Here is a 26755-nt window from a genome sequence, read left to right as displayed (position 1 = left end):
CGGGAGCCACTAGCCTGTGGCACTCATCAACACCCGGCCAGTGTCCCCGATCGAGGACGACGATGGAAACTCCCCGCAGCGGACGCATCACGCTCGCGGTCGTGCTGCGGTTCGTCGACATCGCGGTGGACGCGCTGGCCGCGGCGCGCGAGGAGATCGACGCGCTGAACGTCTACCCGGTTCCGGACGGCGACACGGGGACGAACCTCTACCTGACCATGTCGGCCGCGCGGGACGCCGTCCGGGACGCCGTCCGGGACGCCGCCGGCGGTGACGCGGACGCCGACCCGGGCACCGCGCTGGCGGCGTTCGCGCGCGGTGCGCTGCTCGGGGCGCGGGGCAACTCGGGCGTGATCCTCAGCGAGATGCTCGGGGCGATCGGCCGGCGGATCGCGCAGGCGGATCCGGGGGAGCGGAACGCCCACGTGATGGCCGACGCGATCCGGCGCGCCTCCGACGCCAGCTACGCCGCGGTCGGCACCCCGGTGGAGGGCACCATGCTCACGGTCGGCCGCGCGGCGGCCGAGGCCGCAGCCGAGGCCGCGAAGGCGCCCGACGCACGCGCCCGGGACGTGTTCACCAGGGCTGCGGCAGCTGCCCGGGAGGCCCTGGCGCGGACGCCGGACCAGCTGCCCGCGCTCCGCGCCGCCGGTGTCGTCGACGCCGGGGGACGCGGGGTCTGCGTGATCCTGGACGCCGCGGAGACCGTCCTCACCGGGCGCCGTCCGACGCCGGTCACGGCACCCATCGGCAGCCATCAGATCCCGATCCCGCACGCTCCGAGCGGAGACCTCACACCCGAGGGCCCCGCCTACGAGGTGATGTACCTCCTCGACGCCGAGGACTCCGCCGTGCCTCCGCTCCGCGAGGCGCTCGCCGGCCTCGGCGACTCCCTCGTGGTCGTCGGCGGCGAGGGGCTCTGGAACGTCCACGTCCACGTCGACGACGTCGGAGCAGCCGTCGAGGCGGGCATCGCGGCCGGCCGGCCGTACCGGATCCGGGTGACCCACTTCGCCGAGCAGGTCGTCGAGGCGCGCCCTCGCGCCACGACCCGCACCGGGCGCAGGGTCGTCGCGGTCGCCGCCGGACCCGGCCTCGCGGCGCTGTTCGAGGAGGCCGGTGCGGTCGTCGTGACCGGCGGTCCCGGGCAACGGCCGTCCACCGGGCAGCTCCTGGAGGCGATCACCACGTGCAACGCCGCGGAGGTGATCGTGCTGCCCAACGACCAGGACACGGTGCGGGTCGCGCAGATCGCAGCACGGACGGCGGAGGCCGACTCCGGCGGCGCGATCCGGGTCGCGGTGATCCCGACCCACGCGCAGGTCACCGGCCTGGCCGCCGTCGCCGTGCACGAGCCCGGGCGCGCGTTCGACCAGGACGTGCTCGAGATGACCGCGACCGCGCGGCACGCCCGCCAGGGCGCGGTGACGGTCGCCGTCCGGCAGGCGATGACGATGGCCGGGCCGTGCGAGGCCGGCGACGTCCTGGGGGTGGTGTCGGGCGACTTCGTCGTCGTCGGGCAGGAGCTCTACGACGTCGCGACCAGCGTCCTCGACCGCCTGCTGGCGGGCGGTGGTGAGCTGGTCACGGTCGTCGCCGGCGCGGACGACGCGGAGGGCTCGCTGGCCACCCGGTGTGCGGCGTACGTCGAGGAGCACCACCCCGTTGTCGACGTCGTGGTGTACGACGGTGGCCAGGAGCGGTACCCGCTCCTGGTGTCGGTCGAGTGAGCGGACGGACGGAGTGACGGGGTGATCGATCTCGACTCGCCGGTGGTCGCCGTGCTCGGCGACCACAAGAAGAAGCGCGAGGCGATCGAGGAGAAGCTCGGCCTGCGCACGGTCGGCGACCTGCTGCACCACTTCCCTCGCCGGTACGTCAAGACCGGCGAGCTGACCCGCATCGACGAGCTGCACGAAGGCGACGTGCTCACCGTCGTCGGCCAGATCGCCAGCAGCAACCTGGCCACCTACAAGGACCGCCGCACCGGCCGCCCGGCGTACCGCGTGGACGTCACGGTCCGCACCGACGGCCCGTCGTTCCGCATCTCGATGTTCGCGAAGAACGAGAAGGTCGGCCGCTGGCAGCAGCAGCAGCGGATGCCGGTGGGGCGGCGCGGCATCTTCCTCGGCAAGGTCAGCAGCTTCCGGGGGGAGTGGCAGCTCACGCACCCCCAGGTCGTGCTGTTCGGGACGCCGGACGAGGACGCGGCCCAGCTCTCGCTGGACGCGATCGGCGAGTTCTACCCGATCTACCCGCTGACCAAGGGCGTGGACTCGTGGGACCTCCAGCGCGCGGTCGCGTTCGCGCTCACGATCCTCGAGGACGTCCCCGACGTGGTGCCGGAGGCAGTACGCCGGCAGTACGACCTGCTCGACGTCCGCACGGCGCTGGAGCGCGTCCACAACCCGCACGACCAGGGCGAGATCAGCAGCGCGCAGCGGAGGTTCCGGTTCGAGGAGGCGCTGGTCACCCAGCTGGTGCTCGCGAAGCGCCGCCGGGTGCTGCGCGAGCAGGGTGCTCGGGCACGCACCGGCGACCAGGGCGGCCTGCTGGCCGCCTTCGACGAGCGGCTGCCGTTCGAGCTGACCGACGGCCAGCGCGAGATCGGGGCCCGGCTCGAGGAGGACCTCGCCCAGCCGCACCCGATGAACCGCCTGCTCCAGGGCGAGGTCGGCTCCGGCAAGACCGTGGTCGCGCTCCGGGCGATGCTGCGTGTCGTCGACTCCGGGGGCCAGGCCGCACTGCTCGCCCCCACCGAGGTGCTCGCCCAGCAGCACCACCGCTCGATCACCGCGCTCCTCGGCGACCTCGCCACCGGGGGCATGCTCGGCGGCGTCGCCGACGCCACGAACGTCGAGCTGCTGACCGGCTCGATGACCAAGGCCCAGCGGACCGGGCCGATGTCGCGGATCGCCACCGGCGAGGCCGGCATCGTGATCGGCACCCACGCGCTGCTCGAGGAGAAGGTGATCTTCGCCGACCTCGGCCTGGTGGTCGTCGACGAGCAGCACCGGTTCGGCGTCGAGCAGCGCGCCGCGCTCACCGACAAGGCCGGCACCCCGCCGCACGTGCTCGTGATGACGGCGACCCCGATCCCGCGCACCGTCGCGATGACGGTCTTCGGCGACCTGGAGACCTCGACGCTCACCGAGCTGCCGGCCGGCCGCGCGCCGATCCAGACGAACGTCGTGGCGCTGGCGGAGCGCCCCACGTGGTTCGGCCGGGTGTGGGAGCGGGTGCGCGAGGAGGTCGGCAAGGGCCACCAGGCGTACGTCGTGTGCCCGCGGATCACCGGCGACGAGCAGGAGCAGGGCGAGAGCGACCAGCTCGACCTCGACGAGGACGGCGACGTCGTGCCCGCCGCCAGTCCCGCCGGCGGACTGGCCGCCGTCGAGGAGGTCGCGGTCCAGCTCGCCGAGGGACCGCTGGCCGGCCTACGGGTCGAGAAGCTGCACGGCCGGATGCCGCCGGACGAGAAGGACCGCGTGATGCGCGCGTTCGCCGCCGGCGAGATCGACGTGCTGGTCTCCACGACCGTGATCGAGGTCGGCGTCGACGTCGCCAACGCGACCGCGATGGTGCTGCTCGACGCCGAGCGGTTCGGCGTCTCCCAGCTGCACCAGCTCCGCGGCCGGGTCGGACGCGGCGGCCTGCCCGGCCTGTGCCTGCTGGTCTCCCACGCCGAGCCCGGCTCGCCCGCACGCGACCGGCTGGACGCCGTCGCCGCGACGACCGACGGCTTCGAGCTCAGCCGCGTGGACCTCGAGCAGCGCCGCGAGGGCGACGTTCTCGGGAAGTCGCAGTCGGGATACCGCTCGGGGTTGCAGAATCTCCGGGTGCTACGTGACGAGAAGACGATCCTGCAGGCCCGCGAGGCCGCGAACGCCCTCCTCGACGCCGACCCCCGGCTCCGCCAGGCGCCCGACCTGGCCGCCGAGGTGGCCCGCCTCGAGGAGTCGGTCCAGTCCGGCTTCATGGAGAAGTCGTGATCCCGCCCGACGCGTGCTCGCTCGGCTCCGTTCCGACAGAGGACGCCGGAACGCCATGACCCGCATCATCGGGGGAGCGGCCGGTGGCCGTCGCATCAACACGCCTCGAGGCGCGGCCACCCGTCCGACCAGCGACCGGGTGCGTGAGGCGTTGTTCTCGGCGATCGAGTCGTGGTGCGGTTCCCTGCACGGCTTGCGCTTCCTCGACCTGTACGCCGGCTCCGGCGCCATCGGCCTGGAAGCCTGGTCGCGCGGTGCGGGCGTGGTGACGCTGGTCGAGTCGGACCGCCGCACGGCCGCGCTGATCGCCGACAACGCCCGCACGCTCGGGTTCGCGAAGGCCGACGTCGTGTGCGCGCCGGTCGGCAGCACCCTGGCGCGGCCCCCGACCGCGCCGTACGACGTGGTCTTCATGGACCCGCCGTACCCGCTCGGCGACGCCGCGGTCGCGGAGGACCTCGGCCGGCTGGCCGCCGGCGGCTGGCTGGTGCCCGGCGCGATGCTGGTCGTCGAGCGCTCGTCGCGGAGCCCGGAGCCGGTCTGGCCGGCCCACGTCGCCGGCACCCGCTCGAAGAGGTACGGCGAGACGACGCTGTGGTACGCCGAGTCCGACTCCGTGAAGCGATAGCCTCCACGCCATGACCCGCGCGGTGTGCCCCGGATCCTTCGACCCGGTGACCAACGGGCACCTCGACATCATCCGGCGCGCGGCCGTGATCTTCGACGAGCTCGTCGTCGCGACGGGGACGAACCCGTCCAAGTCCCGGCTGTTCCAGCCCGACGAGCGGCTCGAGATGCTGCGCGAGGTGTGCTCCGGCCTCCCGAACGTGACGGTCAGCGGCTTCAGCGGCCTGATCGTCGACTTCTGCCGCGAGATCGGCGCCCAGGCGATCGTGAAGGGGCTGCGCGGCGGCAGCGACTACGAGTACGAGCTGCCGATGGCCCAGATGAACGCCCACCTGACCGGCGTCGAGACCGTGTTCCTCACCACGAACGCCTCGTGGGGGTACGTCTCGTCCAGCCTGGTGAAGGAGGTCGCCTCGCTCGGTGGAGACGTCTCCGCCCTCGTTCCGCCCGGCGTGCACACCCGGCTGCTCGAGCGGCTGTCCTGACGCATTTGGCCGCGCGCCCGGCCGACCGGTACGCTTCTCGCTGATCTGTTTGTGCCTGAATCCGGAAGTGAAAACCTGAGCAGCCTGGACCCGAGAGCGCCGCTCGTGCTCGACACCCGCGAGCTCGGCCGCCGCCCGGGGTCCCAGCGCGAGGTGACGCGGACGGTTCCGGCACCGGCAGATCTGGGCATCGAAGTCCTCCATGTCCCGGAAGGATCGCCGGTCGAGCTCGACCTGCGGCTGGAAGCGGTCATGGAGGGTGTGCTGGTCACCGGTTCGGCCTCGGCCGAGCTCGCCGGTGAGTGCGCGCGGTGCCTGGAGCGGATCGACGACGAGATCGAGGTCCGGTTCCAGGAGCTGTTCGTGTACGACGACCAGGACTACTCCTCCGGGGAGGACGACGAGGTCAGCATGCTCGAGGGAGACCTGGTCGACCTCGAGACCCTGCTGCGGGACGCGGTGGTGCTCGCACTACCGTTCCAGCCCTTGTGCGAGGACGACTGTCCCGGACTGTGCCCCGACTGCGGGGCCCGGCTCAAGGACGACCCGGACCACTCGCACGAGGAGCCGGTGGACCCCCGTTGGGCAGGGCTGGCCGCCCTGAAGCAGGACGAGCAGGACCAAGACTGACGTTCAGGACCGGAGACCCGGTCTCGATAGAGGAGAAAACAGTGGCTGTCCCGAAGCGGAAGATGTCGCGCAGCAACACGCGCCACCGTCGTTCGGCCTGGAAGGCCGTCGCGCCGACCCTGGTGACGTGCGCGAACCCCGCCTGCGGTGCCAAGCACCTGCCGCACCGGGCGTGCGGCGAGTGCGGTCAGTACGGCGCACGCGCCGACCGTCGTCAGGTCCTCTGACCGGACCCGGTCCGCTGACCAACTACGCCGAGCTCCGAGCAGCGCTCGGGGATCCTGTCCTGGACCCCGAGCTCCTCGAGCGTGCCCTCACCCACCGTTCCTTCGCGTACGAGAACGGTGGCCTGCCGACCAACGAGCGGCTGGAGTTCCTGGGGGACTCCGTGCTCGGCGTGGTCGTCACCGAGACGCTGTACCGCACCCACCCGGACCTCTCCGAGGGTCGGCTCGCGAAGCTCCGCGCCGCCGTCGTGAACGCTCGTGCCCTGGCCGAGGTCGGTCGTGACATCGGCGTCGGCGGCCACGTGAAGCTCGGCCGCGGCGAGGAGTCGACGGGCGGCCGCAACAAGGCATCGATCCTCTCCGACACGGTCGAGGCCGTCATCGGCGCCGTGCACCTCAGCGGCGGCTTCGAGACCTCCGCGGACGTCGTCCACCGCCTCTTCGACCCCCTGATCGAGGCTGCGTCCGCGCTGGGCGCCGGCCTCGACTGGAAGACCTCCCTCCAGGAGCTGTCCGCCGAGCACGGGCTCGGTGTCCCCGAGTACGTCATCGAGGACGACGGTCCCGACCACATGAAGACGTTCACCGCGCAGGTGCGGGTCGGCGACGGCCTCTACGGCAACGGCGTGGGCCGTTCCAAGAAGGAGGCCGAGCAGGCCGCCGCCGAGACGGCGTACGGCGAGATCGCCACGGACCTCGGGGTCGAGGACCCGGCGCTCGACGCCGCTGCCCACGCCGTCCGCAAAAGCTGATCCCCGGCCGCCGTGCCTGAGCTGCCCGAGGTCGAGGTCGTCCGGGCCGGCATCGAGCGCCACGTCGTCGGCGCCACGATCGCCCGCGTCGACGTCCTCCACCCGCGCCCGGTGCGTCGCGACCTGCGCGGCCCCGACGGCTTCGCCGCGGCCCTGGCCGGGCGCCGGGTCGAGGCCGCCCGGCGGCGCGGCAAGTACCTCTGGCTCCCGCTCGACAACGGCGACGCGCTGCTCGGCCACCTCGGCATGAGCGGCCAGATCCTCGTCCAGCCCGCCGACGCTCCCGACGAGCGGCACCTCCGGGTCCGGTTCGCCCTCGACGGGGCGGACGAGGACCGCGAGATGCGGTTCGTCGACCAGCGCATGTTCGGCGGGCTCTCGATCTCCGATGCCGGCGCCGACCTGCCGCCGGAGATCGCACACATCGCCCGGGACCCGCTCGACCCGGAGTTCGACGAGGACCTCTTCGTCCGCAAGGTCCGCAAGCGGTCCTCCGGCATCAAGCGCCAGCTGCTCGACCAGAACCTCGTGTCCGGCGTCGGCAACATCTACGCCGACGAGGCGCTCTGGCGGGCCCGGCTGCACGGCGAGCGGCCCGGCGACCGGCTCACCGCCACCCAGGTCCGTGAGCTGCTCGGGCACGCCCGCGCGGTGATGGTCGCCGCGCTGGGGGAGGGCGGGACGTCGTTCGACGCGCTGTACGTGAACGTGAACGGTGAGTCGGGCTACTTCGACCGCTCCCTGCACGCCTACGGCCGTGAGGGAGAGCCGTGCGACCGGTGCGGCGCACCGGTGCGGCGGGTCGCCTTCATGAACCGCTCGTCGTACTTCTGCCCGGTCTGCCAGCCCCCTCCGCGGCGGCGCCGGCCACGCCCGGAGGCGTCGGCCGTCCCGGATTGACCATGCGGGCCCCGGGTGGGACTCTTGAAGACGGCCCGCCACCGCGGGCGACCCCTCACGACCCGGAAGGTCCATCCATGGCCAAGGCGCTGATCGGATACATGAACAGCGACCTGCGGACCCCCGCCCGACTCGTAGCCGAGAACGACCGGTTGCGTGCGCGCGTGGGCGAGCTCGAGGCGCTGGTCCTGCGCCTCACCGAGGAGAACGACAGGCTGACGGCCGCACAGGCCGCGACGCTTCTCGACATCGAGGCCGCCTCGATGCACCAGGAGATGCAGCCCGCCTGATCCCCGAAATCGAGTCGCCTCCCGAGGACTCGGCCGACTAGTCTCGCTCCCTTGTGAGCAGCCTGGTCGAGATCGTCGCGCCCCGCCGGTTCGGCGTCGGGTTCCGCTGGCTGCTCGCGTCCTCGTGGGTCTCGAACCTCGGCGACGGCATCGCGCTGGCCGCCGGCCCGCTGCTGGTCGCCTCGATGACGCACGACCCGTTCCTCGTCGCCCTCGGCGCGCTGCTCCAGTGGCTGCCGCCGCTGGTCTTCGGGCTCCTGGCGGGCGCGCTCGCCGACCGGCTCGACCGGCGGCTCATCATCGTCACCGTCGACCTGCTCCGCGCCGGCGTCCTGGTGCTGCTGACCGTCGCGGTCGCCACCGACGTCGCCTCGATCGCGCTGGTGCTCCTGGCGATGTTCCTGCTCGGGACGGCGGAGGTGTTCGCCGACAACACCTCCTCGACGCTGATGCCGATGCTGGTGCACCGCGACGACCTGGCGATCGCGAACTCGCGGCTGGTGACCGGCTTCATCACCGTCAACCAGCTCGCCGGGCCGCCGATCGGGGCGGCGCTGTTCGCGGTCGGCCACGCCGTGCCGTTCGCCGCCCAGGCGAGCGTGGTCGCACTGGGCGCCGTGCTCATCTCCAGAGTGGTCCTCCCGCCGCACCGCCGCGAGCGGACCCGCGACACGCAGCTGCGCCACGCGCTGTCCGGTGACATCGCCGAGGCGTTCCGCTGGGTGCTGCACAACGCGGCGGTGCGGACCCTGGTCCTGACGATCTTCGTCTTCAACATCACCTTCGGCGCGGCCTGGTCGATCCTCGTCCTCTACGCGACGCAGCGGCTGGGGATGGGCGCGATCGGGTTCGGCCTGCTCACGACCTTCTCGGCGGTCGGCGGGCTGGTCGGCACCCTCTCCTACGGCTGGATCACCCGGCGGCTCAGCCTCGGCAACATCATGCGGATCGGGCTCGTCTTCGAGACCTTCACCCACCTGGCCCTGGCGCTGACCCGCACCCCGTGGGTCGCGCTCGGCATCTTCTTCGTGTTCGGCGCCCACGCGTTCATCTGGGGGACCACGTCGATGACGGTGCGCCAGCGTGCCGTGCCGACCGAGCTCCAGGGCCGGGTCGGCAGCGTGAACCTGGTCGGCACGTACGGCGGCCTCGTGATCGGCTCCGCCGTCGGCGGCGTGCTCGCCCAGCACTGGGGCGTGACCGCTCCGTTCTGGTTCGCGTTCACCGGCTCCGCGCTCTTCGTGGTGCTGATCTGGGGGCAGCTCACCCACATCGCGCACGCCGACGAGGCGAGCGAGCCTTCGCCGGCGTAGCCGCTCGGTGCAGCTGGTCCTCCCGGGCCCGTGTCGGAGAAGTACCGGACGACTCGGCGATGACGCGGATGCCGCACCTGGAGCGTGGCTGCCGGTATCGTGAGGCTCGCTGAGCTTCCCCCTTGGCCTGCTGCGATGATGCAGCCTTCGTCCTCAGCGGTGACGAAACCGACGACCGATGAGCTGGGAGCCGCACGTTGTACCTGAAGAGCCTGACCCTCAAGGGGTTCAAGTCCTTCGCCTCGTCGACCACGCTGCAGCTCGAGCCCGGGATCACCTGCATCGTGGGTCCGAACGGCTCCGGCAAGTCCAACGTCGTCGACGCGCTCGCCTGGGTGATGGGTGAGCAGGGCGCCAAGTCGCTGCGGGGCGGCAAGATGGAGGACGTCATCTTCGCCGGCACCTCGGGCCGCCCGCCGCTGGGCCGCGCCGAGGTCGTGCTGACCATCGACAACACCGACGGCGCGCTGCCGATCGAGTACGCCGAGGTCACGATCAGCCGCACCATGTTCCGCTCCGGCGGCTCGGAGTACGCCATCAACGGCAACTCGTGCCGGCTGCTCGACGTCCAGGAGCTCCTGTCCGACTCCGGCATCGGCCGGGAGATGCACGTGATCGTCGGGCAGGGCCAGCTCGACACGATCCTGCACGCGACCCCCGAGGACCGCCGCGGGTTCATCGAGGAGGCCGCCGGCGTCCTCAAGCACCGCAAGCGCAAGGAGAAGGCGCTCCGCAAGCTCGACTCCACCGAGGGCAACCTGACTCGGCTCAACGACCTCCTCAGCGAGATCCGCCGCCAGCTCAAGCCGCTCGGCCGGCAGGCCGAGGTGGCCCGCCGCGCGCAGACCGTGCAGGCCGACGTGCGCGACGCCCGCGCCCGGCTGATGGCCGACGACCTGGTCGTCGCCCGCACCGCGCTCGAGCAGGAGATGGCCGACGAGTCGATCCTGGTCGCGCGCCGCGAGCAGGTGGAGGCCCAGACGGCGACGGCCCGTGAGCACGAGGCGCAGCTCGAGGCGGCCCTCCGTGAGGACCTGCCGGCCCTGGCGCGGGCGCAGGAGACCTGGTTCGCGCTCTCCGGGCTGCGCGAGCGGCTGCGCGGCACCCAGTCGCTGGCCGCCGAGCGGGTCCGCAACGCCGCCGGCACCGCCGACGTCGAGGCCGCCCGGTCGGGCCGCGACCCCGAGCAGCTCGAGGCCGAGGCGGCGCAGGTCCGAGAGCAGGAGCAGCGGATCGCCGCCGAGGTCGATGCCCACCGCACGGCGCTCGAGCACGCGGTCACGGCCCGCAGGGCCGCCGAGGACGCCGCCGCGGAGGAGGACCGCAAGATCGTCGCCCTCCAGCGCGCCGCCGCCGATCGCCGCGAGGGGCTGGCCCGGCTGCACGGCCAGGTCAACGCGATGAAGTCCCGCGCCTCCGCCGCCGACGAGGAGGTCGGCCGCCTGACCCTGGCGCGCGAGGAGGCGGTCGCGCGAGCCGACCGCGCCCAGCGCGACTTCACCGCGCTCGAGACCAAGGTCGCCGGCCTGGACGCCGGCGAGGAGGGCCTCGACGCGGAGCACGAGGCCGCCACCGCCCTCCTCGACGACGTCGAGGAGCGGCTGGCCAAGGCCCGCGACGAGGCACGCCAGGCGGATCGGGACCGGACCGCGCTCGCGGCCCGCAAGGACGCCCTCGAGATGGGCCTCAACCGCAAGGACGGCGCCGGTGCTCTGCTGGCCGCCTCCGACCAGGTCTTCGGCCTGCTCGGCTCGGTCGCCGCCCTGCTCACGGTCCGCAGCGGCTTCGAGGCCGCCGTCGCCCAGGCGCTGGGCGCGGCCGCGGACGCGGTCGCGGTGGCCGACGCCGACGCCGCGGTCCGCGCGATCGGCCACCTCAAGGACGACGACCTCGGCCGCGCCGGAATGCTCCTCGGCGCGGGCCCCCCCCTGAATGACGGAGCCGACCGAGACTGGCCCGGCCTCCCCGTCGGCGCGTCGTACGCCGTCGACGTCGTCGAGTGCCCCGAGCCGCTGCTCCCGGCTCTGACCCGCCTCCTGGACCGGGTCGCGGTCGTCGACGACCTCGACGCCGCGCGGGCGCTGGTCCGCGACCTGCCGGCGCTCACCGCGGTGACCCGCGAGGGCGACGTGCTCGGCGCCCACTACGCGTCCGGCGGATCGTCCAGCCAGCCCAGCCTGATCGAGGTGCAGGCTGCGGTCGACGAGGCCGCGGAGCAGCTCGCCGAGGCGATCGCCTCCTCCGAGCGGCTCGGGTTCGACATGTCGCGCCTCGAGGCGGAGCGGCTGGACGCGCAGAAGCGGGTCGACGTCGCACTCGCCAAGCTGCACGAGTCCGACGCCACGCTCGCGGCGGTCGCCGAGGAGCTCGGGCAGTACGGCTCCCAGGCCCGCGCCGCACGCGGCGAGGCCGACCGGCTCGCCGCGGCCATCGAGAAGGCCGAGGAGGCCCGCACCCAGGCGGTCGCCGGGCTCACCGGCCTCGAGACCCGGCTGGCCGCCGCGGAGGACGCCCCCGACGAGGAGCCCGACACCAGCACCCGGGAGCGCCTGGTCGAGGAGGCCCGGGACGGGCGCCAGGCCGAGACCGACGCCCGGCTCGCGCTGCGGACGTCGGAGGAGCGCGCCCGGGCGATGCACGGCCGCGCCGACGCGCTGGTGCGCGCCGCGAACGCCGAGCGGGAGGCCCGCGCCCGGGCGGCCGAGAGGCGGGAGCGGCTGGTCCGCGAGGGCCGGGCCGCCGAGGCGGTCGGCGTCGCGGTCGCCTTCGTCCTGGCCCGGCTCGAGGTCTCCGTCCACCGGGCCGCCGAGGCACGCGCCGCGGTCGAGCAGTCGCGCAGCGGCCGCGAGCAGGAGCTCCGCGACGTCCGCGCCACGCTGCGTGACCTCGCCAAGGAGCACGACGAGCTGGTCAACTCCGTCCACCGCGACGAGATGGCCCGCACCCAGCAGCGGATGCGGATCGAGCAGCTCGAGGAGCGCGCGCTGGAGGAGCTCGGCCTGGACGCCGACGGGCTGGTCGCCGACTACGGCCCCGACCAGCCGGTCCCGTTCAGTGGCGAGCCCGAGGAGGGCCAGGAGGCACCGGAGCCCGTGCCCTATGTCCGCGAGGAGCAGCAGAAGCGGCTCCGGATCGCGGAGCGTGCGCTGCGCGAGCTCGGCCGGGTGAACCCGCTCGCCCTCGAGGAGTTCTCCGCGATGGAGGAGCGGCACAAGTTCCTCACCGAGCAGCTCGAGGACCTCCGCAAGACCCGCAAGGACCTCCTGGACATCGTCCGCGAGGTCGACCAGCGGGTCGAGCAGGTCTTCACCGAGGCGTACGCCGACGTCAGCAAGGCGTTCGACGCGACGTTCGCTCGGCTGTTCCCGGGAGGTGAGGGCCGGCTGGTGCTCACCGACCCCGACGACATGCTCGCCACCGGGGTCGAGGTCGAGGCCCGCCCGCCCGGCAAGAAGGTCAAGCGCCTCTCGCTGCTCTCCGGCGGTGAGCGGTCGCTGGTCGCGGTGGCGTTCCTGGTGGCGCTGTTCAAGGCGCGGCCGTCGCCGTTCTACATCCTCGACGAGGTCGAGGCGGCGCTCGACGACACGAACCTGGGCCGGCTGCTGGAGATCTACGAGGAGCTGCGCGAGAACTCCCAGCTGCTCGTCATCACCCACCAGAAGCGGACCATGGAGGTCGGTGACGCCCTGTACGGCGTGACGATGCGCGGCGACGGCGTGTCCGCGGTCATCAGCCAGCGGCTCAGGGAAGCCGAGCCGGCCTAGTGCCGGCCGACCGACCGACCCGCGACCGGTACGTCCACTGGGAACGGGTCACCACCCGCTGGGCCGACATCGACGTCTACGGGCACATGAACAACGCCCGCTACTTCGAGATCATCGACACCGTCGTCAACAACCACATGGACCGGTCCCTGGGCGTCGACATCCGGACGCTGCCGGTCGTCGCCGTGGTCGCCGAGGTGGGCTGCCGCTACTTCGCGGAGGTCGGCTACCCGGACCCCGTCGACGTCGGCCTGTACGTCGAGCGCCTGGGCAGGTCCTCGGTCGTCTACAAGGTCGGGATCTTCCAGGGCGACGGCGACGAGGCGTCGGCCGAGGGCACCTTCGTGCACGTGTACGTCGACAACACCGACCCCGCGCGTCCCGTGACGCCCGTCCCCGACGTGATGCGCGCCGCACTCGCCCCGCTCCTGCGTGCCTGAATTCGTCCGCGTCCGGGTATGTGGCACGGTGGAGGAAGCCGATCTCGGGAGGTAGTCCGTGCTGTTCGTCGTCGTCGCCATGCTGGTCGTGCTGGTCGTGGCGGGACTCGTCGTCGTCTACGTTGCGTTCCCGCACCGTGGCGAGGAGGTCCCCAACGCTCCGTGGCTCGGCGAGATGATGAACCGGGCGGCCGACGCCGTGCCGGTCCTGGAGCTCGAGTACGAGGACTCCGAGCACCGCCTCTGAGCCCTGCTCTGCTTGGATTGAGCCATGGGTGACTGGCTCTACCTGATCATCGCCATCGCGGTCGTCGCGGTGGCGTCCGTCGTCGGCCTGGTCGCGTCCCGGCGCGGCCGCGGGCCCGCCGAGGTCGCCGCGCCGCCGCCGGTGGCGGTCGAGGCGCCGACCGAGGTCGAGCCCGTCGCGCCCCCACCCGAGCCGGTCCTCGAGCGCCCGGAGGGTACGGCGTCCCGCCTGGTCCGGCTGCGCCAGCGGCTGGCCGGCTCGCAGGGTGGCCTCGGCCGCGGCCTGCTCGCGCTGCTCTCGCGCGACCGTCTCGACGAGGACACCTGGGAGTCGATCGAGGACACTCTGCTCACCGCCGACGTCGGCGTCGCGCCGACCCAGGAGCTGGTCGAGCACCTGCGGACCCGCCTGCGGGTCGCGGGCGGTCCCGTGGACGCCCGCACGGTGCTCCGCGAGGAGCTGCTGAACCTGGTCGGCCCGGACATGGACCGGCGCCTGCAGGTGAGCGGTGCCGACGGCAACCCCGGCGTCGTCCTCGTCGTCGGCGTGAACGGCTCCGGCAAGACCACCACCGTCGGCAAGATCTCGCGGATCCTGGTCGCGGAGGACCGCAAGGTCGTGCTCGGCGCCGCCGACACCTTCCGCGCCGCCGCCGTCGAGCAGCTCGCCACCTGGGGCGAGCGCGTGGGCGTCGACGTGGTCCGCGGCCCCGAGGGCACCGACCCCGCCAGCGTCGCGTTCGAGGCGGTCAAGGAGGGCGTCGCCACCGGAGCCGACACCGTCATCGTCGACACCGCCGGCCGGCTGCAGAACAAGGCCGGCCTGATGGACGAGCTCGGCAAGGTCAAGCGCGTCATCGAGAAGCAGGCGCCGGTCACCGAGGTGCTGCTCGTCCTCGACGCCACCACCGGCCAGAACGGCCTGATCCAGGCACGCGTCTTCAGCGAGGTCGTGAACGTCACCGGCATCGTGCTCACCAAGCTCGACGGCTCCGCCAAGGGCGGCATCGTGGTGCAGGTGCAGCGTGAGCTCGGCGTACCCGTGAAGCTGGTCGGCCTCGGCGAGGGTCCCGACGACCTGGCGCCGTTCGACGCCGGTGCGTTCGTCGACGCGCTCCTGGGCTGAGGACGCCCTTGAGGTTGTCGTAACACCGAAGTTACACACGGCGGGAACTCGTTGCACGACCGCAACAAGTGGCCACCGGTCCTGAAACCTCCGCCGCCGAGGGTCTTCCCCAATGGGGCGGACCCCGGGGCCGACAGCGCTGTCGCGGCCGAGCTCGCCCTCCCGAGATGTGATCCCTGGAGGTTCAGTGGACGGCTACTACGCCTGGATGATCGTGGCGACCGCCCTCGTCCTGATGATGACGACCCCGGCACTGGCTCTGTTCTACGGCGGCATGAGCCGCTCCAAGTCCGTGCTGAACATGATGATGATGTCGTACGTCGCGCTCGGCATCGTCGGCATCGTCTACGTGCTGTGGGGCTGGTCGATGGCCTTCGCCGGCGACGACGTCGGCAGCCTGTTCGGCAACCCGTTCGACGCCTGGGCGCTCAAGGACGTGCCGTGGGAGTCCTACATCGGCGGCGTGATGTTCCAGATGACGTTCGCGGCCATCACGGTGGCGCTGATCTCGGGTGCGATCGCGGACCGCGTCAAGCTGTCCGCCTGGGTGGTGTTCGTCCCGGTCTGGGTGACGATCTGCTACTTCCCGATCTCCCACCAGGTGTGGAGCACCGGTGTCGGCTTCGTGTCCAAGCACTTCGGCGCGCAGGACTACGCCGGTGGCACGGTCGTGCACATCAACGCCGGCGTCGCCGGCCTGGTGCTCGCGCTGGTGATCGGCAAGCGGGTCGGCTTCGGCAAGGAGCCGATGCGGCCGCACAACCTGACGCTGACCATGATCGGGGCCGGCCTGCTGTGGTTCGGCTGGTACGGCTTCAACGTCGGCTCGATGGTCTTCCTCGAGGGTGACGGCGGCGAGAAGGACATCGCCCAGTTCATGTCCGAGACCGGCGTGACGTTCCTGAACACCACGATCGCCACCTGCGCCGCGATGCTGGCCTGGCTGGTGATGGAGCGGGTCCTGCACGGCAAGGCCACCTCGCTGGGCGCCGCGTCCGGCATCGTGGCCGGCCTGGTCGCGATCACACCCTCCTGCGGCGCGGTCGACATCGCCGGCGCGATCGTGATCGGCCTGGTCGCCGGCGCGCTCTGCGCCTGGGCCGTCGGCCTGAAGTTCAAGCTCGGCATGGACGACTCGCTCGACGTCGTCGGTGTGCACCTCGTCGGCGGCCTCGTCGGCACGCTGCTGATCGGCCTCTTCTCGACCGCCAGCGCCCCCGGCGGCATCGACGGCCTGTTCTACGGCGGCGGACTCGGTTCACTCGGGGACCAGGCGGCCGCGGCGGGGTGGGCGATCCTCTGGACCGGCGTCCTGACCACGATCATCGCGTACGCCATCAAGTTCACGCTCGGCTGGCGGATCAGCGAGGAGGCCGAGGTCGAGGGCATCGACTCCGACCAGCACGGCGAGTCGGCGTACGACCTGCACGCCGGCCTGGGCGGGAGCACCGGCGGCGCCGGTTCCATCCTCGCGAAGAGCACCGTGACCGAAGGAGTGAACGCATGAAGCTCGTGACCGCGGTGATCAAGCCGCACAAGTGGGAGGACGTGCGCGAGGCGCTGGAGACCTTCGGCGTCACCGGCATGACCGTCAGCGAGGTCAGCGGCTATGGCCGGCAGAAGGGCCATACCGAGGTCTACCGCGGGGCCGAGTACGACATCGCGCTGGTGCCGAAGATCCGCATCGAGATCGTCGTCGGCGACGACGACGCGGACGACGTGGTGGGCATCGTGGTGAAGACCGCGCAGACCGGCCGGATCGGTGACGGCAAGGTGTGGGTCAGCCCCGTCGACACCGTGGTGCGGGTCCGCACCGGCGACCGGGACGACGCCGCGCTGTGAGGGCACACCGTGGCCCGGCTCCTCACGCAGGGGCGGGGCCACGGCGCCCCTCCGGCATGATCGGGCCATGAAGCTCGTCACGGCGGTCATCAAGCCGCACAAGTGGGAGGACGTCCGGACGGCGCTCGAGGCCGCCGGCGTGTCCGGGATGACCGTCAGCGAGGTCAACGGCTACGGGCGGCAGAAGGGCCACAAGGAGGTCTACCGGGGGGCGGAGTACGACGTGACCCTGGTGCCGAAGCTCCGGATCGAGATCGTGGTCGCCGACGAGGACGCCGCGGACATCGTGGACACGATCGTGCGCTCGGCCGTCACCGGCCAGATCGGCGACGGCAAGGTCTGGGTCACGCCGGTGGCGTCCGTCGTGCGGGTCCGCACGGGGGACCGGGACGAGAGGGCGATCTGACCACCCGATGACCTCCGACGACCGGGCCAGCAGGACGGCCGACGCCGACGCGCTGTGCGCGAAGGCCTACGAGCAGAGCGGCGGCCCGGAGTCGGGCGCGGCCCTCGTCGCCGTGGGCGGCTACGGCCGGGGCGAGCTCGCGCCGTACTCCGACCTCGACGTCGTGCTCGTCTCCGACGACGGCGTCGACGTGGCGGGGGTCGCGCAGCAGGTCTGGTACCCGCTGTGGGACTCGGGCACCAGGCTCGACCACTCGGTGCGGACGATGGCCGAGATGGTCGAGGCCGCGGATGCCGACCTCAAGGTGGCGCTCGGGCTGCTCGACGCCCGTCACCTGGCCGGTGACACCGGCCTGACGATGCGGCTGCGGACCACGATGCTGGCGCACTGGCGGCGCGGGTCCCGCGACCGGCTGCCGGCGCTGCGTGAGCTGGTGCGGACCCGGCACGAGCTGGTCGGCGAGCTCGCCCACCTCTCGGTGCCGGACGTGAAGGAGGCCGAGGGCGGACTCCGGGACGCGACCGTGCTCAAGGCGCTGGTCGCCACCTGGCTGGTCGACGTCCCGCACGTCGAGCTGGAGCGCAGCCGGCTGGCGCTGCTGGACGTGCGCGATGCCGTGCAGGTCGCGGCCGGGCGGGGGACCGACCGGATCGGCCCGGAGCTGTGGAGCGAGGTCGCGCACCGGCTCTACCTGTCGGACGCGCGCGCCGCCCAGGTGCACGTCCGCGAGCTCGGCCGGCGGATCGCGCACCTCTCCCACCTGACCTGGCGGCGGGCCGACGCCGCGCTCGCCGAGCCGGCCCGGCTCCGCGGGCCGCGCCGCCCGCAGCTGGAGCCGCTGGCGCCCGGCGTCGCGCTGTCGGCGGGCGAGGTCGTCCTCGACGCCCGCGCGAAGCCCGCCGAGGACCCGCTGCTGCTGCTCCGCGCCGCCGCGGAGGCGGCCGAGCGCGACGTCGTCCTCGCCCCCGCGACGGCCGCCCGCCTGGCCCGCCAGTCCGCACCGATGCCTGAGCCCTGGCCCGCGGAGGCACGGCGGCTGCTGGTGCGGCTCCTCGCCTCCGGTCGCGGGCTGCTGGCGGTCTGGGAGACACTGGAGGAGACCGGCGCGCTGCCGGCGGTCCTGCCCGAGTGGGAGCGGATCCGGCTGCTGCCGCACGCGTCCGCGATCCACCGGTTCACCGTCGACCGGCACGTCGTCGAGACCTGCGTCGAGGCGTCCGCGCTGATCCGCCAGGTCGGGCGGCCGGACGTGCTCATGGTCGCCGCGCTGCTGCACGACATCGGCAAGGGTGGCCTGACCGAGCACAGCGTCGCGGGCGAGCCGATCGCCCGCGAGATCGCGCGCCGGATCGGCTTCGATGCGGAGGCGGTGGACCTCGTGGCGAGCCTGGTGCGCTGGCACCTGCTGCTCGCCGAGACCGCCACCACCCGGGACCCCGACGACCCCGCGACCGTGGCCCTGGTCGTGTCCCGGCTCGGGTCGGTCGAGGCCCTGGACCTGCTGCTCGCGCTCACCGAGGCCGACGCGCGGGCCACGGCGCCCAAGGCGTGGTCCTCCTGGCGCTCCGGGCTGGTGCGCGACCTGGCCCGCCGGGCGCGGGTCGCGCTGGACACCGGCACCACGCTGCCGCCGATCGCGACCGACGACGTCGAGGTGCCGACGGTGGTCCGCCAGGGCGGCACCTCGGTCGCCGTGGAACCGGCTGCCGACGGCTGTCGGGTCACCGTCGTGGCGCTCGACCGGCTCGGGCTGCTGGCCGACCTCGCGGCGACGTTCGCGCTCGCGCGGATCCCCGTGCGTGCCGCGCGCGCGTGGTCGCAGGACCAGTACGCCGTGTCCGTCTGGGAGGTGGGGGAGCCCGGGCTCGACCCGGCCGTGCTGAAGCAGCGGTACGACGGGGTGGTCGACGGCCGCCGCGACGCGGGCCGGCGGCTGCGGCCGACCGACGTCGCCGGGCTCGAGCCGACGGTCGTCGTACGCCCCGAGGCCTCCGCCCAGGCGACGGTGCTGGAGGTGCGGACCGCGGACCGGCCGGGTGTGGTCTACCTGGTCTGCGCCGCACTGGCCGCGCTCGACGTCGCCGTCCGATCGGCGCACGTGGACACCCTCGGCCCGCAGGCCGTGGACGTGTTCTACCTCCAGGAGCCGGGCGCCGGTGCCCTCCCCGACACCCGGGCGGCCGAGGCCGCGCACGCCGTACGCGCCGCGCTTTCGGGTGGTTCGAGGCCCCCCGGTTAGGCTGGGCGGACGCTCACGAACGACTGCTGAGGACGATCTTGTTCGCCACACTCTCCGACCGGCTCGCCGACACCTTCAAGAACCTCCGGGGGAAGGGCCGGCTCTCCGAGGCCGACATCGACGCCACCGCGCGCGAGATCCGGATCGCGCTGCTCGAGGCGGACGTCGCGCTGCCCGTCGTCAAGGAGTTCGTCGGTGCGGTCAAGGAGCGCGCCCGCGGCGAGGAGGTCAGCCAGGCGCTGAACCCCGCCCAGCAGGTCGTCAAGATCGTCAACGAGGAGCTCGTCACGATCCTCGGTGGCGAGACGCGCCGGCTGCGGTACGCCAAGACCGGCCCGACCGTGATCATGCTCGCCGGCCTCCAGGGCGCCGGCAAGACGACGCTGGCCGCCAAGCTCGCGCTGTGGCTCAAGGAGCAGGGCCGCACGCCCCTGCTCGTGGCCGCCGACCTCCAGCGCCCCAACGCCGTCAACCAGCTCCAGGTCAACGGCGAGCGCGTCGGCGTACCGGTGTTCGCGCCGGAGCCGGGCAACGGCGTGGGTGACCCGGTCGCGGTGGCCCGCCAGTCCCTCGAGGAGGCCCGGCGCACCCTCCACGACACCGTCATCGTCGACACCGCGGGCCGCCTGGGCGTGGACGCGGAGATGATGAAGCAGGCCGCGGACATCCGCGATGCCGTGCAGCCCGACGAGATCCTGTTCGTGGTCGACGCGATGATCGGGCAGGACGCGGTCACGACCGCCCAGGCGTTCCTCGACGGGGTGGGGTACGACGGCGTCGTCCTCACCAAGCTCGACGGCGACGCCCGCGGTGGTGCGGCGCTCTCGATCGCCTCGATCACCGGCAAGCCGGTCATGTTCGCCTCGAACGGCGAGAAGCTGACCGACTTCGACCTGTTCCACCCCGACCGGATGGCCTCGCGGATCCTCGACATGGGCGACGTGATGACGCTCATCGAGCAGGCCGAGAAGGCGTTCGACTCCGAGCAGGCGGCCAAGGCCGCGGCGAAGCTGACCGGGCAGGGCGGCGAGTTCACCCTCGACGACTTCCTCGAGCAGATGCAGCAGGTCCGCAAGCTCGGCTCGATGTCGAAGATCATGGGGATGCTGCCCGGGATGGGCCAGTTCCGCGACCAGCTCGAGAACTTCGACGAGCGGGAGATCGACCGGATCCAGGCGATCATCCAGTCGATGACGCCGGCCGAGCGGGCCAACCCGAAGCTGATCGACGGCTCCCGGCGGGCCCGCATCGCCCGCGGCTCCGGCCGTCAGGTGTCTGACGTGAACCAGCTCGTCGACCGGTTCTTCGAGGCCCGGAAGATGATGATGTCCTTCGCCCAGGGCGGCGGGATCCCCGGCATGCCGGGCATTCCGGGGACGGGCAAGCGGGGCAAGGCCAAGCAGGCGCCCAAGAAGGGCAAGGGCAAGCGGGTCTCCGGCAACCCGGCGAAGGCCGCCCAGCAGGCCGCGGCGGACAAGGAGCGGGCGGATGCCGCCAAGGCGAACCCGTTCGGCAAGCCAGCCGGCGAGGAGGAGCTCGACTACGAGAAGGCCGCCGCGCAGCTGAACCTGCCGAAGGACTTCTCCAAGTTCCTGAAGTAGTGGCCACGACGCTCGTCGTCGACGGCGCCAACGTCGTCGGCAGCCGCCCGGACGGGTGGTGGAAGGACCGGGCCGGCGCGGCCCGGCGCCTGCACGAGCAGCTGCTCGTCGCCGACCTGCCGTACGACGAGGTCGTGCTGGTGCTCGAGGGGCAGGCGAAGGGCGGGGTCAGGGCCGGCCGCGACGGCCATGTCCGCACCGTGCACGCGCAGGGCGAGGGCGACGAGGCGATCGTCGAGCAGGCCCGGGTCGCTGCCGGGCAGGGGCGCACCGTCGTGGTCACCGCGGACCGGATGCTCCAGGCCCGGGTCGGGGGCGTGGGTGCCCAGGCGCTCAGCCCCTCCTGGCTCCTCGACCACCTCTAGACGCTGATCCGGGCGATGGCGAGCGACACGGCGCCGACCACCTCCGCCCGGTCCCCGAGCTCGCCCGGCACGATCCGGAGCACGGCGGCGGTGTCGGGCTGGGCGTACCGCTCGACCGAGGAGCGGATCCCGTCGTGGAGCGACGCCGACGCGCCGAGCGAGCCGCCCACGACCACCACCTCGGGGTTGAGGCTGTTGCACAGGTCGGCCAGCGCCCGGCCGACCGCCCGGCCGCCGTCCGAGAGCACCCTGCGCACCCCGGCGTCACCGGACTGCTCGAGCTCGAGCACCCGCTCGACGGACAGCTCCTCGTCGTACGCCGGCTGCAGCAGGGCCAGCAGGCGGGGCGCCGACACCAGGGTCTCGAGGCAGCCCCGGTTGCCGCACCGGCACACCTGGCCGTCCTCGCCGACCTGCACGTGCCCGAGCTCGCCGGCGATCCCGCTCGCGCCGCGGTGCAGCCGGCCGCCGAGGACGATGCCGGCGCCGAGGCCGCTCGCGACCTTCACGTAGACGACGTCGCTCGCGCCGCGGGCCGCGCCGTGGCCGAGCTCCGCCAGCGCACCGAGGTTCGCGTCGTTGTCGGCGAACACCGGCACGCCGAGCCGGCGGTGCAGCTCCTCGGCCGGCGAGATCTCCCGCCAGCCCGGCAGGATCCCGGTGCGCACGCGCGCGGACCTCCGGTCCAGCGGAGCCGGTACGCACATGCCGGCGGCGGCGAGATCGGACGCCGGCAGCCCGACCGCCTGCAGGCCCTGGCGGACCATCCGGGCCGCGCGGTCCAGCGCCGCGACCCCGTCCTCGTCGACGTCGACCGCCTCGCTCTGCTCGGTGAGCACGACGCCGCGCCGGTCGGCGACCGCGACCCGGACGTGCCGGTGCCCGATGTCGACCCCGGCGACGCCGCCGCCGGGCGACACGAGCGCGACGAGCAGCGGGGGCCGCCCGCTGCCGCCCTTGTGCGGCCGGCCGCGGTCGCTGGTCTCGACGACGTGACCGGCCGCGATCAGCTCGCCGACCAGGCTGGAGACCGTGGTGCGGGACAGCCCGGAGCCGCGTACCAGGTCCGCGCGGCTCATCGGTCCCTCCACCGCGAGGAGCGCCGTGATCGCGCGCCGGTTGCCGTCGCGGAGCCGTTCCAGGGAGCTCGAGTGCGGCATCCCGCGACGGTACGCCGATTCATCCGGACCTCGCACGGATGAGCGGCTCCGCCAGCGGCCTTTCCGCATGGACCCGGAGGATCCGCGATCGCACTCGACCGCGGACCTGTACGGGCTCGGGCTGCGGGCGCACCAGCACCCGGTAGCGTCCGGGGACATGCGCGCCCTGCGGTTCTCCGGTCCGGTCCTGCCCGACGGCGAGCCCCGCACGCTGTACGTCGCCGACGGCCACGTCACCTTCGACCACGTGCCCGGGGCCGAGGGTGGCGTCGACGGCTGGATCGTCCCGGGACTGGTCGACGCGCACTGCCACCTCGGCCTGGACGACGACGGCGCGGTCTCCGACCAGGCGACCGAGCAGCAGGCGATCGAGGACCGCGACGCCGGCGCGCTGCTGATCCGCGACTGCGGCTCCGCCGCCGACACGTCGTGGATCCACGATCGCGACGACCTGCCCCGGCTGATCCGGGCCGGCCGCCACATCGCCCGGACCAAGCGGTACATCCGCGGCTACGCGCACGAGGTCGAACCGGCCGAGCTCCCGGCGTACGTCGCCCGGGAGGCCGAGCGCGGCGACGGCTGGGTGAAGCTGGTCGGCGACTGGATCTCGCGCGAGGACGGGGACCTCCGGCCGTCGTTCCCGCCCGAGGCGTTCGCCGCGGCCATCCGGGTCGCGCACGAGCACGGGGCCCGGGTGACCGCCCACTGCTTCGGTCACGAGGTGCTGAGCGGGCTCATCGAGGCCGGCATCGACTGCATCGAGCACGGCACCGGCCTGCACCAGGACCAGGTCGAGGCGATGGTCGCGGGCGGGGTGGCGCTGGTGCCGACCGTCATGCAGACCGACAAGTTCCCCGAGCACGCGGCGTCGGCCGCGGGGAAGTTCCCCGACTACGGCCGCACCATGACCGACCTGTTCGTGAGCCGGCGCGACACGATCATGGCGGCGTACGAGGCCGGGGTGGCGTTGTACGCCGGCTCCGACGGCGGCGGCATCAGCCGGCACGGCAACATCGCCGGTGAGGTGGTCGCGATGGCGGCGTTCGGCATGCCGCCCGAGTACGCCCTCGGGGCTGCGTCGTGGCGCGCGCGGGAGTGGCTCGGGTGGAACGCCGGCCTCGAGGAGGGGGCGCCCGCGGACTTCGTCGTCTACGACGCCAACCCGCTCGAGGACCTCTCGGTGCTGATGCGCCCGTCGGCCGTCGTCCTGCGCGGTGCCGTCGTGGCGTAGCTGCACCGGACATCCCCAATCTGCACCATGCCGAGCCCCACCGGCCGGACGTAGCGTGACGTCGCTCACATCGTCTGCTTGAGAGTTGGTGGTTCTCGTGTGGCAGTCACGGCGGGCCCGGATCGCGAAGGCGGTCGGCCTGGCAGCAGTGGTGGCGCTGGTCGCCGCGCCCTTCGCGGGCGCGACGCCGCACCAGCGAAGCATCTCGCCCGACGGGCTGGGACCGGCGGCCGGCAAGCTCTCGTCGGCTCCGGTCACCCGCTACCTGATCGCGCATCCCGAAGCGGCGCCCGAAGGAGCCCGGCCACGGTACGAGGAGCTGCGCGCGCTGATCGAGCAGCACCGCGCGGCATCGACGAGCTCCGGTCCCGGGACCGGGCCGCTGTCGTCGGCCGTGTTCAACCACGACGACACGGGGCTGCCGCAGAACGAGGAGTCGATCGCTGCCTGCGGACACCACGGGCAGAACGTCCTGGGCGGTACCAACGACTACCGCGGACTGCTCGACCCGGAGGAGAACTTCACCGGCTGGCACTTCTCGACGAACGGCGGGTCGTCCGTGCGCAACGAGGGTCTCCTGCCGGCGATCGACTTCGGCGGCGGCACGATGGTCCCGTCCGGAGGCGACCCGGTCGACATCTCGACCCGCGACTGCACGTTCCTCGCCGTCGACCTCAACTACGACCCCGAGGACTTCTTCCCCAACGGCGTCGGGATCTACCGCTCGGACGCGGCCACGCTCGCCCGCTGCCCGGGTGGTACCGACCCGTCGTGCTGGCCCGACCGTGAGGTCGTGGCCCAGTCGACCGATCCGCACGTGCTGCTCGACAAGCCGTGGGCGTACACCGACGGCAAGTACGTGTGGGTGGTCTACAGCGAGTTCCGGTGCCCCGACGTCGGCTGCACCGGCGTGTACACCTCCAACAGCATCATGGCGGTCCGGTGCACCCTGGACCTCGCCTGCACCGACCCGATGCTGATCAGCGGTGACCAGCCCAGCATCCAGTTCGGCGACGTCACGATCGCGCCCGACGGGTCGACGTACATCACGTGGGAGCAGGACAACGACCTGGAGACCGGTTTCGAGCCCCCGGAGCACATGACGTTCTGGCTGCGGGTCGCACCGCCGGGCAGCACCACGTTCGGCCCGCCGCGCCAGGTGGCGGAGGAACCTCTCAACATCGGCATCGCACCGCTGCACGCCAACGACTTCCGGGTGGCGACGTATCCGAAGAGCGACGTGAAGGTCGTGAACGGGAAGACACGGGTGTTCGTGGTCTGGGACGGGTGCCGGGCACGGGCACTGGGTGACAGCGTCTGCGAGGAGCCCGCGATCCGGATGCGGTACTCCGACAACCAGGGCGTCAGCTGGAGCGGCACGAGGACGTTGTCCGCGGGCGGCGACAATTACTTCCCGACCATCTCGGCCAACGAGGGCGGGCGGAATCTCGCGGTCGCCTGGTACACCAGCCGCTTCGACCCGGTGTTCCACAACCGGCAGGACGTCGAGGTCACCGAGGTGACCCCGGAGGGCCGGGTCGTGGACCGGCAGCGCCTCACCCGTGTGTCGAACGAGACCGAGGCTGACCCCCTGCTCGGCGGGGCGTTCATCGGCGACTACTTCGAGGTGCTGGCCCGGCACGACGTGGCGCTCACGCACTTCAACGCCAACTACCGCTCGGTCAAGCTGCTCGGCGAGGGCTTCCCGATTCCCCAGCAGGACAACTTCCTGATCCGCTCGCACCTGTAGGACCCGCACGACCGCGACCCCGGTCCGGCGCCCGGCGGCGCCCGGCCGGGGTCGCGGACTGGCGGTGCGCCGAGGGCGACGAGCAGGTGCCGACGGCCCGGGCCCTCAGACGCCCTTCGGCCTCGGCTGCCTCGTGGACCAGAGGATGCCGTTGACGATGATGATCACCAGTCCGGCCAGCCCGAGGAGCGCGGGCACGAGGATCGCGATCAGCACGCCGGCCACGAGGCTGCCGATCCGGGGCATCGGCCCGATCAGCACGGAGCCGGGGGAGCTGCCGTCGGTCTGCACGCAGGTGATCACGACGTGCCCGGATCCCGGTGAGAAGCGCAGGAAGCCCTCGAAGTCTCCGTGGCTGTCGGAGCGGGAGAAGTCGCCGCTCACCCGGTGCAGCGGGATCGGCTCCCCGCTGTCGAGGTCGATGAGCCGGCAGCTCTGGGCGGTGGAGTCGGTCCAGAGCATCCGGTCCCGGTCGGTGCCGACCGTGACGTTGTGCGGCTGCCCGTCGGCGTCGACGATCGCGTCGAAGTCCAGGAACGCCGCCAGCAGCCAGACGAACACCCCGACCGCGATGCCGATGGCGAGGACGACCAGGCCACTGCCGAGCACGAACCACCAGCCGCTCGGGCGGTACTTCTGCGGCCGCGCCGGGTACGCCGCCGGGTAGCCTCCGGGCGGCGGCGGGGGTGGCGCAGCGCTGCTCACGGGCCCACTCTGCCCGATTTCGGTCTCGGCCGGGGAGTCTGGCAGACTTGGCCGCTGAGTCCTGCGCGCCCGGACCCTCTCATCCGGACGCCGCAGTGCCCATCGAAGGTCTCTGCCGGTGCTTTCCCCACCTGGTCAGGACACTTCACCCACACACGAGTTCGAGGAGACACCACAGACGTGGCCGTCAAGATCCGTTTGAAGCGCCTGGGCAAGGTCCGGGTGCCGCAGTACCGCATCGTCGTCGTCGACTCGCGCAAGAAGCGCGACGGCCGGGTGATCGAGGAGATCGGCAAGTACCACCCCAAGGAGGACCCGTCGTACATCGACGTCGTCTCCGAGCGGGCGCAGTACTGGCTGGGCGTCGGCGCACAGCCGTCCGACGCGGTCGCCAAGATCCTGACGATCACCGGTGACTGGCAGAAGTTCAAGGGCATGTCGGGCACCGAGGGCACCCTCAAGGTCGCCACTCCGAAGCCGGACAAGCTCGACCTCTTCAACCAGGCCCTCAAGGACGCGCAGAGCGAGCCCCGGGGCGAGGCCGTGACCAAGAAGGCCGCCGCGAAGAAGAAGGTCGAGGCGCCCGCCGAGGAGGCCCCCGCCGCCGAGGCTCCTGCTGAGACTCCTGTCGAGGAGACCGCTCCGGTTCCCGCCGACGAGACCC

At 72.6% G+C, this 26755-nt stretch carries 24 protein-coding genes and 1 pseudogene; 23 read left to right on the top strand and 2 right to left on the bottom strand.

Going from position 1 to position 26755, the window contains the following annotated elements; translation table 11 throughout:
* The first annotated feature begins 62 nt into the window (after window positions 1-62).
* From ACVW2K_RS19430 to ACVW2K_RS19335, 20 genes are all read left to right on the top strand, one after another.
* Entirely contained in the window at window positions 63-1730 is a 1668-nt protein-coding gene (locus ACVW2K_RS19430; RefSeq protein ID WP_457203623.1) for a DAK2 domain-containing protein, read from the top strand.
* A gap of 21 nt (window positions 1731-1751) precedes the next feature.
* Entirely contained in the window at window positions 1752-3992 is a 2241-nt protein-coding gene (locus ACVW2K_RS19425; RefSeq protein ID WP_457203622.1) for an ATP-dependent DNA helicase RecG, read from the top strand.
* 55 nt (window positions 3993-4047) lie between these two features.
* Entirely contained in the window at window positions 4048-4620 is a 573-nt protein-coding gene (rsmD, locus tag ACVW2K_RS19420; RefSeq protein ID WP_457203621.1) for a 16S rRNA (guanine(966)-N(2))-methyltransferase RsmD, read from the top strand.
* A 10-nt stretch (window positions 4621-4630) separates the two neighbouring features.
* Window positions 4631-5104, top strand: coding sequence for a pantetheine-phosphate adenylyltransferase (gene coaD, locus ACVW2K_RS19415; RefSeq protein ID WP_028636159.1), 474 nt, complete (start codon window positions 4631-4633; stop codon window positions 5102-5104).
* 105 nt (window positions 5105-5209) lie between these two features.
* A complete protein-coding gene (locus ACVW2K_RS19410) occupies window positions 5210-5734 on the top strand; it encodes a YceD family protein (RefSeq protein ID WP_231496125.1) in 525 nt (174 codons plus the stop codon).
* Window positions 5735-5775: 41 nt separating this feature from the next.
* A complete protein-coding gene (rpmF, locus tag ACVW2K_RS19405) occupies window positions 5776-5961 on the top strand; it encodes a 50S ribosomal protein L32 (RefSeq protein WP_081790257.1) in 186 nt (61 codons plus the stop codon).
* Window positions 5916-6713: a ribonuclease III gene (gene rnc, locus ACVW2K_RS19400; RefSeq protein ID WP_081790256.1), complete on the top strand. Its 798-nt coding sequence runs from the start codon at window positions 5916-5918 to the stop codon at window positions 6711-6713. The genes rpmF and rnc overlap by 46 nt, the downstream gene beginning before the upstream one ends.
* Window positions 6714-6725: 12 nt before the next feature.
* On the top strand, window positions 6726-7613 hold the full coding sequence (gene mutM, locus ACVW2K_RS19395; protein WP_028636157.1) for a bifunctional DNA-formamidopyrimidine glycosylase/DNA-(apurinic or apyrimidinic site) lyase: 888 nt from the start codon (window positions 6726-6728) through the stop codon (window positions 7611-7613).
* A gap of 77 nt (window positions 7614-7690) precedes the next feature.
* Window positions 7691-7903: a hypothetical protein gene (locus ACVW2K_RS19390; RefSeq protein WP_457203620.1), complete on the top strand. Its 213-nt coding sequence runs from the start codon at window positions 7691-7693 to the stop codon at window positions 7901-7903.
* Window positions 7904-7956: 53 nt separating this feature from the next.
* Window positions 7957-9216, top strand: coding sequence for an MFS transporter (locus ACVW2K_RS19385; protein WP_457203619.1), 1260 nt, complete (start codon window positions 7957-7959; stop codon window positions 9214-9216).
* Window positions 9217-9413: 197 nt separating this feature from the next.
* Complete coding sequence (smc, locus tag ACVW2K_RS19380) at window positions 9414-12980, top strand: chromosome segregation protein SMC (protein WP_457203618.1); 3567 nt, start codon at window positions 9414-9416, stop codon at window positions 12978-12980.
* Window positions 12980-13420, top strand: coding sequence for an acyl-CoA thioesterase (locus tag ACVW2K_RS19375; protein WP_028636153.1), 441 nt, complete (start codon window positions 12980-12982; stop codon window positions 13418-13420). Before smc ends, ACVW2K_RS19375 begins: the two co-directional genes overlap by 1 nt.
* A 58-nt stretch (window positions 13421-13478) precedes the next feature.
* Window positions 13479-13667, top strand: coding sequence for a hypothetical protein (locus ACVW2K_RS19370; protein WP_028636152.1), 189 nt, complete (start codon window positions 13479-13481; stop codon window positions 13665-13667).
* Between the two features lie 24 nt (window positions 13668-13691).
* Window positions 13692-14792: a signal recognition particle-docking protein FtsY gene (gene ftsY / locus ACVW2K_RS19365; protein ID WP_457203617.1), complete on the top strand. Its 1101-nt coding sequence runs from the start codon at window positions 13692-13694 to the stop codon at window positions 14790-14792.
* Window positions 14793-14979: 187 nt separating this feature from the next.
* Window positions 14980-16299, top strand: coding sequence for an ammonium transporter (locus ACVW2K_RS19360; protein WP_231496124.1), 1320 nt, complete (start codon window positions 14980-14982; stop codon window positions 16297-16299).
* Entirely contained in the window at window positions 16296-16634 is a 339-nt protein-coding gene (locus tag ACVW2K_RS19355) for a P-II family nitrogen regulator (protein ID WP_028636149.1), read from the top strand. Before ACVW2K_RS19360 ends, ACVW2K_RS19355 begins: the two co-directional genes overlap by 4 nt.
* A 67-nt stretch (window positions 16635-16701) precedes the next feature.
* Window positions 16702-17040, top strand: coding sequence for a P-II family nitrogen regulator (locus ACVW2K_RS19350; protein ID WP_457203616.1), 339 nt, complete (start codon window positions 16702-16704; stop codon window positions 17038-17040).
* Between the two features lie 7 nt (window positions 17041-17047).
* A complete protein-coding gene (locus ACVW2K_RS19345; RefSeq protein ID WP_051548684.1) occupies window positions 17048-19279 on the top strand; it encodes a [protein-PII] uridylyltransferase in 2232 nt (743 codons plus the stop codon).
* Between the two features lie 38 nt (window positions 19280-19317).
* The gene (gene ffh / locus ACVW2K_RS19340) at window positions 19318-20880 is read left to right on the top strand and encodes a signal recognition particle protein (protein ID WP_028636147.1); all 1563 of its coding nucleotides are present in this window, start codon (window positions 19318-19320) and stop codon (window positions 20878-20880) included.
* Complete coding sequence (locus ACVW2K_RS19335) at window positions 20880-21245, top strand: NYN domain-containing protein (RefSeq protein ID WP_028636146.1); 366 nt, start codon at window positions 20880-20882, stop codon at window positions 21243-21245. Before ffh ends, ACVW2K_RS19335 begins: the two co-directional genes overlap by 1 nt.
* Here ACVW2K_RS19335 and ACVW2K_RS19330 read toward each other — a convergent pair.
* On the bottom strand, window positions 21242-22405 hold the full coding sequence (locus tag ACVW2K_RS19330) for an ROK family protein (RefSeq protein ID WP_457203615.1): 1164 nt from the start codon (window positions 22403-22405) through the stop codon (window positions 21242-21244). The two genes, ACVW2K_RS19335 and ACVW2K_RS19330, sit on opposite strands and share 4 nt — an antisense overlap.
* A 67-nt stretch (window positions 22406-22472) precedes the next feature.
* On the opposite strand from ACVW2K_RS19330, the gene ACVW2K_RS19325 reads away from it, so the two are divergent.
* The gene (locus ACVW2K_RS19325) at window positions 22473-23636 is read left to right on the top strand and encodes an amidohydrolase family protein (RefSeq protein ID WP_331279512.1); all 1164 of its coding nucleotides are present in this window, start codon (window positions 22473-22475) and stop codon (window positions 23634-23636) included.
* A gap of 97 nt (window positions 23637-23733) precedes the next feature.
* Window positions 23734-25386: a hypothetical protein gene (locus ACVW2K_RS19320; protein ID WP_155991946.1), complete on the top strand. Its 1653-nt coding sequence runs from the start codon at window positions 23734-23736 to the stop codon at window positions 25384-25386.
* A gap of 105 nt (window positions 25387-25491) precedes the next feature.
* Here ACVW2K_RS19320 and ACVW2K_RS19315 read toward each other — a convergent pair whose 3' ends face one another.
* On the bottom strand, window positions 25492-26091 hold the full coding sequence (locus ACVW2K_RS19315) for a hypothetical protein (RefSeq protein ID WP_028636142.1): 600 nt from the start codon (window positions 26089-26091) through the stop codon (window positions 25492-25494).
* Between the two features lie 180 nt (window positions 26092-26271).
* Here ACVW2K_RS19315 and rpsP point away from each other — a divergent pair.
* A pseudogene (rpsP, locus tag ACVW2K_RS19310) lies at window positions 26272-26709 on the top strand (30S ribosomal protein S16); the annotation flags it as partial.
* Window positions 26710-26755: the final 46 nt, after the last annotated feature.

The sequence above is a fragment of the Nocardioides sp. HB32 genome, from assembly GCF_054058995.1.
This window is presented reverse-complemented; position numbering and strand designations above follow the sequence as displayed.